This is a genomic window from Kaistia sp. UC242_56, assembly GCF_044452255.1.
GTDB classification, from domain to species: domain Bacteria; phylum Pseudomonadota; class Alphaproteobacteria; order Rhizobiales; family Kaistiaceae; genus Kaistia; species Kaistia defluvii_A.
The window spans coordinates 2,622,799-2,634,455 of sequence record NZ_JBIOAN010000002.1 but is presented as its reverse complement, the minus strand read 5'-3'; the positions used below and the strand labels follow the sequence as shown (position 1 = coordinate 2,634,455).

At 66.3% G+C, this 11,657-nt stretch carries 9 protein-coding genes; 1 reads left to right on the top strand and 8 read right to left on the bottom strand.

What is annotated here, in order from left to right; all coding sequences use genetic code 11:
* Window positions 1-59 precede the first annotated feature (59 nt).
* From ACHMWQ_RS15090 to uraH, 7 genes are all read right to left on the bottom strand, one after another.
* Entirely contained in the window at window positions 60-971 is a 912-nt protein-coding gene (locus tag ACHMWQ_RS15090) for an ABC transporter permease (RefSeq protein ID WP_396309453.1), read from the bottom strand.
* A gap of 8 nt (window positions 972-979) precedes the next feature.
* Window positions 980-2,134, bottom strand: a complete 1,155-nt coding sequence (locus ACHMWQ_RS15085; RefSeq protein ID WP_354549159.1) for an ABC transporter permease — start codon at window positions 2,132-2,134, stop codon at window positions 980-982.
* Window positions 2,124-3,632 (bottom strand): ABC transporter ATP-binding protein, encoded by a 1,509-nt coding sequence (locus ACHMWQ_RS15080; protein ID WP_396309452.1) that lies wholly within the window; start codon window positions 3,630-3,632, stop codon window positions 2,124-2,126. The genes ACHMWQ_RS15085 and ACHMWQ_RS15080 overlap by 11 nt, the downstream gene beginning before the upstream one ends.
* A 94-nt stretch (window positions 3,633-3,726) precedes the next feature.
* Window positions 3,727-4,737: a xanthine dehydrogenase accessory protein XdhC gene (xdhC, locus tag ACHMWQ_RS15075; RefSeq protein ID WP_396308079.1), complete on the bottom strand. Its 1,011-nt coding sequence runs from the start codon at window positions 4,735-4,737 to the stop codon at window positions 3,727-3,729.
* Window positions 4,738-4,754: 17 nt separating this feature from the next.
* Window positions 4,755-7,076, bottom strand: a complete 2,322-nt coding sequence (gene xdhB / locus ACHMWQ_RS15070; RefSeq protein WP_396308078.1) for a xanthine dehydrogenase molybdopterin binding subunit — start codon at window positions 7,074-7,076, stop codon at window positions 4,755-4,757.
* A complete protein-coding gene (gene xdhA, locus ACHMWQ_RS15065) occupies window positions 7,063-8,547 on the bottom strand; it encodes a xanthine dehydrogenase small subunit (protein ID WP_396308077.1) in 1,485 nt (494 codons plus the stop codon). Before xdhA ends, xdhB begins: the two co-directional genes overlap by 14 nt.
* 5 nt (window positions 8,548-8,552) lie before the next feature.
* Window positions 8,553-8,906 (bottom strand): hydroxyisourate hydrolase, encoded by a 354-nt coding sequence (gene uraH, locus ACHMWQ_RS15060; RefSeq protein ID WP_396308076.1) that lies wholly within the window; start codon window positions 8,904-8,906, stop codon window positions 8,553-8,555.
* A 246-nt stretch (window positions 8,907-9,152) separates the two neighbouring features.
* Between uraH and ACHMWQ_RS15055 the strand changes: the two genes are divergently transcribed.
* Window positions 9,153-10,109 carry a LysR family transcriptional regulator gene (locus ACHMWQ_RS15055; protein WP_396308075.1) on the top strand — a complete coding sequence of 319 codons (957 nt, stop codon included), beginning with the start codon at window positions 9,153-9,155 and terminating at the stop codon, window positions 10,107-10,109.
* A gap of 498 nt (window positions 10,110-10,607) precedes the next feature.
* Here the strand turns inward: ACHMWQ_RS15055 and ACHMWQ_RS15050 are convergent, their stop codons facing one another.
* Complete coding sequence (locus ACHMWQ_RS15050; RefSeq protein WP_396308074.1) at window positions 10,608-11,600, bottom strand: quinone oxidoreductase family protein; 993 nt, start codon at window positions 11,598-11,600, stop codon at window positions 10,608-10,610.
* Between the last annotated feature and the right edge of the window lie 57 nt (window positions 11,601-11,657).

The following is an 11,657-nucleotide window of genomic DNA, read 5'->3' as shown; positions in this document are numbered from 1 at the left end:
ATCCACTCCATTCAGGATTTCACCGCGGATCGCTGCGGCATGTCCCGGACAAGCGTTCCCTAGCGGTCGGGAACGAAAGATTGACCGAGCGCCGCCGGCGTATTGGCCCGGACGAGCGCGCGGTTGCGCGAAATGATCACCAGCACGATGACGGTGGTGAGATAGGGCAGCGCCGACAGGAACTGCGACGGCACGCCGACGCCGAGCGCCTGGGCATGCAGCTGCAGGATGCTGACGCCACCGAACAGCAGGGCACCGATCGCGACGCGTCCCGGCAGCCAGGTGCCGAACACGACAAGCGCCAGCGCGATCCAGCCGCGCCCCGCCGTCATCGCCTGCGTCCATTGCGGCGTGTAGACGAGCGAGAGATAGGCCCCCGCGAGGCCCGAGCAGGCGCCGCCGAACAGCACCGCCATGAAGCGCACGCGGATGACGCTGTAGCCCAGCGCGTGCGCCGAGACATGGCTATCGCCGACGGCTCGCAGGATCAGCCCGCCGCGCATGCGGAACAGGAACCACGATACGGCGATGGTGATCGCGACGGCGAGATAGGTGAGCGGATCGAGCCGGAACAGCAGGCCGACGACCGGCAGGTCGCTCAGGCCCGGGATCGAGACACGGGCAAGGCCGGCGCCGGGCACGCCGACAAAGGCGTCGCCGATCAGCCCGGAAAGGCCGAGGCCGAACAGGGTCAGAGCCAGTCCCGATGCCACCTGGTTGGCTACGAAGATCAGCGTCACCACGCCGAACAAAGCCGCCATCGCCATGCCGGCGAGGATCGCGCCGACAACGCCGAGCGCGATATTGCCGGTCGAATGCGCCACGGCGAAGCCGATGACGGCGCCCATCGCCATCATGCCTTCGACGCCGAGATTGAGCACGCCCGAGCGCTCGGTCACCAGTTCGCCGATCGAGGCAAACAGCAGCGGCGTCGCGGCGGTGATGATGGTGAGCAGGATGCCTTCCAGCATGAGCGCGGTCATGACGTCACCGTGCCGGTCTGGAGGGTCGGGGTTCGAACGATCTGCAGCCGGTAGAAAATGAAGCTGTCGCAGGCTAGCACGAAGAACAGCAGCATGCCCTGGAACACCCGCGTCGTCTGGTCGGACATGCCGAGCGCGATCTGTGCGCCCTCGCCGCCGAGATAGGAGAGCGCCAGCAGGAAGCCGGCAAAGATCGCGCCGATCGGGTTCAACCGCCCGAGGAATGCGACGATGATGGCCGTGAAGCCATAGCCGGGCGAAACCGAGGTGCGGAGCTGGCCGACCGGCCCGGCGACCTCGCAGATGCCGGCAAGGCCCGCCAGGGCGCCCGAGATCAGGAAGGTCATCAGCACCATGCGGTTCTGGCTGAAGCCGGCAAAGGCCCCTGCCCGCGGCGCCTGGCCCAGCACCTTGATCTGGAAGCCCATCTTGGTCCAGCGCATCAGGAACCAGGCGGCGAAGGCCGCGATGAAGACGAAGATCAGGCTGATGCGGATGTTGGTGTCGAACAGGGTCGGCAGGACCTGGCCGCCATCGAAGGCGCGGCTATCCGGGAAGTTGTGGCCTTCCGGGTTACGCCAGGGTCCGCGCGCCAGATAGTCGAGGAAGAGCTGCGCGACATAGACCAGCATGAGGCTGGTCAGGATCTCGTTGGTGCCGAAGCGGATCTTGAGCAGCGCGGGAATCGCGGCATAGGCCATGCCGCCCAGCATGCCGAGGATGAGCATGGCCGGCAGCATGAAGGGGCCGTGCCAGTCGGGAAAGAAGATCGGCAGGAACGAGCCGGTGATCGCGCCCACGGCGATCTGGCCTTCGGCGCCGATGTTCCAAGTGTTGGAGAGGTAGCAGAGCGACAGGCCGATCGCGACGAGGATGATCGGCGTGGCCTTGGCGACCAGTTCCTCCAGCGACCAGAGCTCAGTCAGCGGCTCGATGAAGAAGACATAGAGGAAGCGGCCGTAATCGACAAAGCCCTGTTGCAGCGCGCCGAAGAAGCCGCCCGATGCCGGGTTCGACAGGTCGACCGTCGACAGCCGCCAGACGATCACGATCAGTGCCCCGCCGATCAACGTCAGCAGCAGCGCCAGCAATGGCGACAGATAGGCCATGGCGGCGGAACGCTCGCCACGCCGGACCAGTTCAACCCGCATGTAGTGCCCCCCGGTCGGCCGCCAGCGGCTCGCCCATGCCGCCCATCAGCAGGCCGATTTCCTCGCGCGTCAACCCGGAGGTCGGCCGCGAGGGCGAAAGATGGCCCTTGGAGATCACCGCGACGTGGTCGGCGATTTCCAGAACCTCGTCGAGATCCTGGCTGATGACCAGAATGGCCGAGCCGGAACGGGCAAGGTCGATCAGCGCCTGGCGGATGATCGCGGCGGCGCCGGCATCGACGCCCCAGGTCGGCTGGCTGACAACGAGCACGCCGGGCTGGCGATCGATCTCACGGCCGACGACGAATTTCTGCAGATTGCCGCCGGAAAGCGAGCCCGCTTCCGGGTCCGGCGTTCCCTTGCGGACATCGAAGGAGCGGCTGACGCGGTCGGCCAGTTGCCGCGCCGCATCTGGATCCAGAACGCCTGCGCGCAGCAGGTGATCGCCGGTCGAATGGCGGGTCAAAAGCACATTGTCAGAAAGCCGCATGCGCGGCACCGCGCCATGGCCCAGGCGCTCTTCCGGCACGAAGGCGGCGCCAAGCCGGCGGCGCGCGGTCACGCCGATATCGCCGCAGGGCTTGCCGTCGATCGAAACCGAAGTGGCGCGGTCGCAGGTTCGCTCGCCGGAAAGCGCGTCGAACAGTTCGCCCTGTCCGTTGCCGGCGATGCCGGCGATGCCCATCACCTCGCCGGCCTTGACCTCAAGCGAAATATTGCTGAGCGCGACGGCGAAGGGATGCGGCTGCGGCAGTGAAAGGTCCGTGACGGAAAGGCGGGTGCGGGTGTTCTGCGGCGGCGGCAAGTCGGACGAAAGCTTGCGCACCTCGACGCCGACCATCATCGTCGCCAGCTTCGCCGCCGTCTCCTTCTGCGGGTCGCATTCGGAAACGACCTTGCCGTGACGCAGGATCGTCGCGTGGTGGCAGATGCGCTTCACCTCTTCCAGCCGATGGCTGATGTAGAGCACGGCGCAGCCGCGCGCCGTCAAGCGGTCGAGCGTGACGAACAGATCATCGGCTTCCTGCGGCGTCAGCACCGAGGTCGGCTCGTCCATGATGATCAGTTCGGGATTCTGCAGCAGGCAGCGCACGATCTCGACCCGCTGCCGCTCGCCGACCGAAAGATCGGCCACGACCGAGGACGGGTTCAGCGGCAGGCCGTATTCGACCGAGATCTGCTCGATTTCGCGCGCCAGGGCCGAGCGGCTTTTCCGGTCGGAAAGCGCCAGCGCGATGTTCTCGACGACGGTCAGCGCCTCGAACAGCGAGAAATGCTGGAACACCATGCCGATGCCGAGCTTTCGCGCGGCGGAGGGGCTCGGAATGCCGACCGGCTGCCCCTTCCAGAGGATGCGGCCCTCGGTCGGCTGCAGCACGCCATAGAGGATCTTGACCAGCGTCGACTTGCCGGCGCCGTTCTCGCCGAGCAGCGCATGGATCTCGCCGGGTCGGATGGCCAGGTCGATGCCGTCATTGGCCTTGAAGGCGCCGAACATCTTGGTGATGGCCGTTGCGTGCAGCAAGGGCGGGCTATCCGGGCGCTGCCGGCTCTGCGCTGGCGTCTCGGCGCCTGCCAGAATGACATCCACGTCAGCGTCCCCCCACTGCCAGCGCCGATGGTTCGGCGGGCCCCGTCTTTCCCCGCGCATGCACATGCCGCAAGGCTTCGTCGCGTACAAGTAGATCGGCAGCGACGGATGCCGCAATAGCCGCGGGGAGCTTCGATTTGATGCCGGGGACGCCGATCGGCGAAACCAGCCGTTCGATGGCCTCCTTGGCCAGCCCGGCGCGATCGAGCTGGTGCGAGAAGCGGGCCCGCTTGGTCTCGCTGCCGATCAGCCCGACATAGCCAAAACGCTGGTCCTTCAAGGCCCGGGCGACGATGGCGAGGTCGAGCGCGTGGCTGTGCGACATCACCAGCACGAAGCTGTCATGCGGCGCGCCATCGAGCGCCGCCGGCGTATCCTGCGCCGGTTCGCAGCGCACATTGGCCGGAACATATTGTGGAAAGGCATCCGGCCGGGGGTCTACCCAGACGATCCGGAACGGCAGCGGCGCCAGCGCCATCACCAAAGCGCGGCCGACATGCCCTGCCCCGAAGAGATAGAGGACGCGGCTGTCGTCGCCAAAGCCCTCTTCCACCACCCCGTGATCGACGCGCGCCGAGCCGATGGCAAGCCGGCTGCCAGGATCGATCGAGCGATGCAGCTTGCCGTCCGATTGCTGCGTGGCGCGGGTACGGAACACGCCCGCCGCCTCCGCCTCGGCCAATGCCTCGATCTCGGCCCGGCGCGAGCGGTCGAACACTTCGAGCGCCAGGTCGACGCGCCCGCCGCAACATTGGCCGAGTTCCGGCCCCAGCGCGACGCGCTGGCTGGTGTAGAAATGCGGGGTCGGTCGGGCGAGGGCTGCCTGCAGGTCGGCAATGACGCGCCATTCCAGCGTGCCACCGCCGATCGTGCCGAAAAAGCTGGCGTCCGGCAGCACGACGATGCGCGCGCCCGCCTCGCGCGGCGCCGATCCGCGCGTCTCCACGATCGTCGCCATGGCAGCCTTGCCGTGACGATCGATCGCTTGGAGGAGACGCTGCCAGACCAACATGATCTATCCTGCCATCATCAAGCAGCCGTCATGCCGCGCACCGCCCGCATGATCGCTTCCGGCGTCGCCGGGGCGTCGAGGGCGGGCATGACGCCCGGTTTCAGGCTGGCGATCGCGTTGTTGATCGCGCAGAACACCGAAATGCCGAGCATGAGCGGCGGTTCGCCGACGGCCTTCGACTTGAATATGGTGTCTTCGCGCGGTCCTTCCGACTGGAAAAGTTCGACCCGGAAATGCTCGGGAATATCCGAGGCCGCAGGGATCTTGTAGGTCGAGGGCGCGTGCGTGCGCAGGCGACCCTGCTTGTCCCAGACCAGTTCCTCCGTGGTCAGCCAGCCCATGCCCTGGACGAAGCCGCCCTCGATCTGGCCGATGTCGATCGCCGGATTGAGCGACTTGCCGACATCGTGCAGCACGTCGACCCGGTCCACCTTCATCTCGCCGGTCATGGTGTCGATGGTGACTTCCGAGCAGGATGCGCCATAGGCGAAATAGAAGAACGGCCGTCCCTCGGCCTTGTCGCGGTTCCAGGCGATCTTCGGCGTCTTGTAGAAGCCCGAGGCCGAAAGCTGGACGCGCTCGACATAGGCGGCGTTGGCAAGCTCCGCCAGGCTCATGACGTGGTTGCCGATGATCACCTGGTTGTCGCGGAACGACACCTGGTTGCGGCGGACCTGCCACTTTTCCTCGATGAAGGCGTAGAGCCGGTCCTTGATGATGTTGCAGGCATTAAGCGCCGCCATGGCGTTGAGGTCGGTGCCGGACGAGGCGGCTGTCGGCGAGGTGTTGGGCACCTTGTCGGTCCGCGTCGCTGTTATCGCGACCTTGCCCATGTCGACGCCGAATTCCTCGGCCACGACCTGCGCCACCTTGAGGAACAGCCCCTGCCCCATCTCGGTGCCGCCATGGTTCAGGTTGAGCGACCCGTCGCGATAGAGATGCAGCAGCGCTCCGGCCTGGTTCAGCATCATCAGCGTGAAGGAGATGCCGAACTTCACCGGTGTCAGCGCCAGGCCCTTCTTCAGGATGCGGCTTTCGGCGTTGAAGGCGGTGATTTCCTCCCGCCGCGCCCAATAGTCGGAGCTCGCCTCCAGCTGTGCCACCAGCGGCTGCAGCAGGTTGTCCTCGACCTTCATGCCGTAGGGGGTGTGGTCGCGGTCGCCCTGGTAGAAGTTCAGCTTGCGGATCTCGAGCGGATCCTTGCCGAGCGTATAGGCGACATGATCCATCATCCGCTCGGCAAAGGTCATGCCCTGCGGCCCACCAAAACCGCGGAAAGCGGTGTTGGAGACGGTATTGGTCCGCATTCTGCGGGTGAGGACCCGGCAGGTCGGATAGAAATACGAATTGTCCGAGTGGAACATCGTCCGGTCGACGACGCCCATGGAGAGATCTTCGGAATGGCCGCAGCGCGCATTGAGCGCGACGTCGACCGTCTCCAGCAGGCCCTCGGCGCTGGCGCCGACGCGGTAATCGACGCGGAAATCATGCCGCTTGCCGGTCATGATCATGTCGTCGTCGCGGTCGAGCCGCATCTTGCACGGCCGCCCGGTCTTGAACGCGGCGAGCGCCGCCAGCACGGCCCATTGCGAGGCCTGGCTCTCCTTGCCGCCGAACCCGCCGCCCATGCGGCGGATCTCGACCGTCACGGCGCTCGAGGGCACGTGCAGCGCATGCGCGACGAGGTGCTGGACCTCGCTTGGGTGTTGGGTCGAGGAATAGACGAACATCTCGCCTGCCTCGCCTGGCACGGCCATCGCGATCTGGCCTTCGAGATAGAAATGCTCTTGCCCGCCGATGCGGAAGCTTGCTTCCAGCTTGAGCGGCGACGCGGCAAGGCCCGCCTCAACATCGCCGCGGCCAAAGGAATATTCCGGCAGAACGGTGTCGGTCGTGTCGGCGAGATCGATCGCCGGCGGCTCGGCCACGGTGGTGAACTTCGCCTTCTTGGCAGCGCGGCGTGCGATGTCGCGCGTCTTCGCCACCACGACGAACACGACCTGCCCGTAGAAGCGGATCTCGTCGACGGCAAGCGTCGGATCGTCGCCGATCAGCTTGGGGCTGACGTCGTTGACGCCGGGAATGTCGGCGGCCGTCAGCACCGCGACGACGCCCGGAAAGGCGCGCACGGCGTCGAGGTCGAGGCCGGTGATGCGGCCCTTCGCGATCGGCGCATAGCCGGGCGCAATATGCAGCGTGCCGGCCGGCTCGCGGATATCGTCGATATAGGCGGCGACGCCGGTCACATGGCGCGGCGCGCTGTCGTGCGGCAGCGGCTTGCGGATGACGGCCAGTTCGGCATCGGTGGTCACGGGCGAAACCCTGTTATTCAGCGGCATGGACAAAGCCCTCCCGCCGTCCGACCAGACGGGTGCGCGAGGTCGGCGTCCCGGCAGCCTCGATCAACGCCTTGCCGAGCAGCGCATGCGCCGTCTCGGCCCGGTAGCTCGCGCTGGCGCGATGATCGTCGAGCGGCGTGAAATCCGAGCGCAACGCCTCGAACGCCCGGGCCCAGGCGGCGGTGTCGCGAATGCCGGCGCCGTGCAGCGCCGATTCCGCGCCCTTGGCCCGCTTCGGCGTTCCGGCCATGCCACCATAGGCGATGCGCGCCTCGGTGATCATCCCTTCCGGATTGATGGTGAAGCGGAAGGCGCCCATGACCGAGGAAATGTCCTGGTCGAAGCGCTTGGTCACCTTGTAGCAGCGGAAGATCTGGTCCGGCCGCAGCTTCGGCACCAGCAGCCCCGTGACGAACTCGCCCGAGGCCCGGTTCTGCTTGCCATATTCGATGTAGAAATCCTCGACGGGCAGGATGCGCGAGCGGTCGCGGCGGCGCAGTTCCATCGTCGCGCCGAGCACGATCAGCGCCGGCGGCGTGTCGCCGATCGGCGAGCCGTTGGCGACATTGCCGCCCACCGTTCCCCGCGCGCGCACCTGCTTCGAGCCGATGCGGCGGAAGAGTTCGCCGAGGTCGGGGTCGATCGCCTGCATATAGGGTTCGACGCTGGCATAGGTCGCGGCCGCGCCGATCAGGACCTCGCGGCCGGTATCCTCGACACCGTCCAGCCCCCTGACCCGGCCGAGATGGATGATCTTGGGCAGGTCGCGCAGCTGCTTGGTGATCCAGAGACCGACATCGGTGGCTCCGGCGACAATCGTCGCATCGGGATGCTGCGCGTAGAGCGCGGCCAGTCCATCCACCGAGGCGGGAGCGGCGAAGAAGCGCTCGTCATTGCCGATGAAGATGTCGCTGTCGTCCGCGATGAAGTTCAGGATCCCGGCCGTATCCTCGGCCGCCTTGCGGAACTTGTCGTCGCGCGGGGTGGCGCAGGCCGCAAGCGCCGCCTCGACGATCGGCCGGTAACCGGTGCAGCGGCAGAGATTGCCGGCGATGGTGTCGTTGATCTGGTCGCGGCCGACCGCGCCGTCCGTGCCCTGGTAGAGCGAGAAGATGCTCATCACGAAGCCCGGCGTGCAGAAGCCGCATTGCGAGCCGTGCTTGTCGACCATCGCGGCCTGGACGGGATGGAGCTGCTCCCCTTCCGCCAGATCCTCGACAGCCACGATCTCTGTGCCGTCGACCATGCCCAGCAGCTGGATGCAGGCATTGACCGGCTCGTAGACGACCTTGCCGTTGCGGGGGCGGCCGATCGCGACGGTACAGGCGCCGCAGTCGCCCTCGCCGCAGCCTTCCTTGGTTCCCGTCGCCCCTTCGGTAAGGCGCAGGTGATCGAGCAGCGTCATCATCGGATCGACATTGGCGACCTCGACGATCTTGCCGCGGCGGAGAAAACGGACGGTCTCGCGCATGCTGCTCAGCTGCCCCGGTAGGTCGAATAGCCGTAAGGCGAGATCAGCAGCGGCACATGATAGTGCTCGGCTGCCGAGGCGATGCCGAAGCGGATCGGGATCACGTCGAGAAAGAGCGTCGCCGGCAGGGCCTCGTTCACGCCCCGGAGATAGTCACCGGCATGGAAGACCAGCTCGTAGCTGCCCTCCTCCAGCGCCGCGCCCTCCAAAAGGGGGCCGCCGTCCACCCGGCCGTCGGCATTGGTCGTGACCGTTTTCAGCAGGACCGGATCCGGTCCGAGCCTGAAAAGGTCGATCTTCAGCCCCGCTGCGGGCCGGCCAGCGGCGGTATCGAGAACATGTGTGGTGAGGCGACCCATTTCGGTCCGTATCCAATGCTTCTCGCGCGTCCGGTTCGGACGAAGATAGAGAGATGCCTAAGGTTTGATCAAATGGAATTTTTGATCATTTGGTGCATCTTAATGCGGCAGGCGGTGACTGCAACGCAATCCTGCTGCCATCCCCCATCATCATGCTAGAACGCCTCCAATGTCCATGATACTGCCAGTTGAAGCGCAAGGTGCTGCCGAAAAGGCAACAGCGGTACGGATGGCAAGGCGGCCCGCATGGTTCAGGAGAGCAAGAACACCCTCTCGCCGGCAAGCCTGGCGCGGCTGTTCCATACGCCGTCGCTGATCTATTTCACGATGGTCGCCGAGACCCTGTCGATGCGCGAGACCGCGCGCCGGCTCAATGTGGCCTCCTCGGCCGTGGCACGGCAGATCGGCCATCTCGAACAGACGCTGGAAATGCCCCTGTTTGTCCGCGAGTCGCGCCGGCTGCGCCTGACGCCGGCGGGCGAGATCCTCTACCGCCACTCGCGGCAATTGGCGGCGCCGCTCGAGGCGGCAGTGTCGCAGCTGAGCCTGCTGGCTGGATTGAAGACCGGCACCGTCCGCATCGCCACGGTGGAGAGCGTCGGCTTGACCATCCTGCCCGGCATCGTCGCGGATTTCAGCGCGCAATATCCGAGCCTGCATGTCGATATCCGCATGGCCTCGGCGCAGGAAGCCATCGCAATGGTGGTCGATTCCGAGGTGGATATCGGTTTCACCTTCCTGGCGGCGCAGCATCGCGGCATCGAGATTGCCATCCGGCGCGACCTGCCGATCGGGGCCGTAATGCGGGCCGATCACCCGCTAGCGGGGGAGATGCGGCCCAGCTTCGCCACCTGCTTTTCGCACGCCTTCGCGGTGCCGCGACATGGACTGTCGATCCGCGAGGTGATCGAGCCGTTCCTGACCCAGGACGCGTCGCGTGGGCGCTCCTTCGTCGAGGTGAACTCGATCCGCATGTTGTTCGAACTGGCCAAGACCGGCCGCTATCTATCTTTCATGACGCCGCTCGGCATCGAGCGGGAACTGGCCAGCGGCGAGGTCGTGTTCCGGCCGATCGCCGACAAGGGCCTGCCGCTCAACCGGTTCGGCATGGTGATCCGGAAAGGCGGCGACCTGCGCTACGCCCCCGCCGCCTTCTTCAACCTCGCCAGCAGCCACTTTGCGGCGCGTGACGGGCTGTATTGAGGGGTTTGGGTGTCCTTCCAGATCGGGGCAGGCCTCGCCCCTGCAGGACCGGCCCTCACCTCTCCCTGAGGGAGAGGTCGGAGCGAAGCTCCGGGTGAGGGTTTAGGGAACGTTCCGGATAGAGCGTCAGCCCGAAGAGCCAGTCGCGGCGAGGCCGTAAACCCTCACCCGCCGGCCTGCGGCCGTTGACCTCTCCCTCAGGGAGAGGTGAAGAGCAGCCCGGATCGAGGGGCAAATAGGGCTTGTCGAATTTGCCTTCCCCACGCTGAGGCGCCACGCGCAAAGTGACGCCCAGAGAGAGGCGCCGCCCAGTCATCAGAACCGGAGCCGTCGCCCCGGCGAAGGCCGGGGCCCATAGCCACGGGCCAAGGCAATTGGGACCCGGCCTTCTGGTGATAGGCCGGTGCGTCTGGATCCCGGCCTCCGCCGGGATGACGGCGGAGGAGGCACGAACATATGCGTTTAGGCATCGGCGACGCCGGATGCGAAAATCCCGCCCTACGGGATCAGCACCACCGAGCCTGTCGTCTGCCGGCCTTCCAGCGCGCGCTGGGCTTCTGCCGCGTCGGCGAGCTTGTAGGTCTGCGGCTCCGCCACGACGACCTTTCCCGACAGGATGACGTCGAACAAATCCTTCGCCGTCTCGACCAGTTCGCTTCGCTCGGCGACATATCCACCCAGCGACGGGCGGGTCGCGAACAGCGAGCCCTTCTGGTTCAGGATGCCGATCGAGAAGGGCGGCACCGCGCCGGAGGCGTTGCCGAACGAGACCCACATCCCGCGGCGCTTCAGGCAGTCGAGCGAGGCCGGGAACGTGTCCTTGCCGACCGAATCGTAGACGACGTCGACCTTGGCGCCGCCGGTGATCTCCGCGACGCGCTCGACGAAATTCTCGGTCCTGTAATTGATGACATGGTCGCAGCCGAGCTTGCGGGCGATTGCCGCCTTTTCCTCCGAGCCGACCGTGCCGATCACGGTGGCGCCGAGCGCCTTGGCCCACTGCGTGGCGATCTGGCCGACGCCACCGGCGGCTGCGTGGTAGAGGATGGTGTGCGCCGGGCCGACCTTGAACGTCTCGCGCAGCAGGTAGCGCGCGGTCATGCCCTTCAGCATGGACGAAGCCGCGATCTGGTCGCTGATGCCATCGGGAATGTGGATCAGCCGGGCCGCCGGCGACAGGCGTGCCTCGGCATAGGAGCCCATCGGGTCGGCATAGCCGACACGGTCGCCGACCTTGAACTCGGTGACGCCCTCGCCGACCGCCTCGACGACACCGACGCCCTCGCTGCCCAGCACGAAGGGGAACGGGCCGGGCGCCGGATAGAGACCGGTGCGGAAATAGGTATCGACGAAATTGAGGCCGATGGCCGTGTGGCGAAGGCGGACCTGGCCGGGCCCGGGAGCGCCGACCTCGATCTTGTCGAAGGAAAGCACCTCGGGTCCGCCATGCGAATGAACCCGGATGGCGTGAACCTCGATCGCCGCGACCATCACCGTCTCCTGCTCTCTGCTATACGCCGCGCGGACGTCCAACAGGCGGGGCGCACG

Excerpts from the sequence above, each read along its gene's own strand:
- xdhC (WP_396308079.1), bottom strand. The coding sequence starts at position 4,737 with ATGTTGGTCTGGCAGCGTCTCCTCCAAGCGATCGATCGTCACGGCAAG.
- uraH (WP_396308076.1), bottom strand. The coding sequence starts at position 8,906 with ATGGGTCGCCTCACCACACATGTTCTCGATACCGCCGCTGGCCGGCCC.
- ACHMWQ_RS15050 (WP_396308074.1), bottom strand. The coding sequence starts at position 11,600 with ATGGTCGCGGCGATCGAGGTTCACGCCATCCGGGTTCATTCGCATGGC.
- ACHMWQ_RS15090 (WP_396309453.1), bottom strand. The coding sequence starts at position 971 with ATGCTGGAAGGCATCCTGCTCACCATCATCACCGCCGCGACGCCGCTG.
- ACHMWQ_RS15055 (WP_396308075.1), top strand. The coding sequence starts at position 9,153 with ATGGTTCAGGAGAGCAAGAACACCCTCTCGCCGGCAAGCCTGGCGCGG.
- ACHMWQ_RS15085 (WP_354549159.1), bottom strand. The coding sequence starts at position 2,134 with ATGCGGGTTGAACTGGTCCGGCGTGGCGAGCGTTCCGCCGCCATGGCC.
- ACHMWQ_RS15080 (WP_396309452.1), bottom strand. The coding sequence starts at position 3,632 with ATGTTCGGCGCCTTCAAGGCCAATGACGGCATCGACCTGGCCATCCGA.
- xdhA (WP_396308077.1), bottom strand. The coding sequence starts at position 8,547 with ATGCGCGAGACCGTCCGTTTTCTCCGCCGCGGCAAGATCGTCGAGGTC.
- xdhB (WP_396308078.1), bottom strand. The coding sequence starts at position 7,076 with ATGCCGCTGAATAACAGGGTTTCGCCCGTGACCACCGATGCCGAACTG.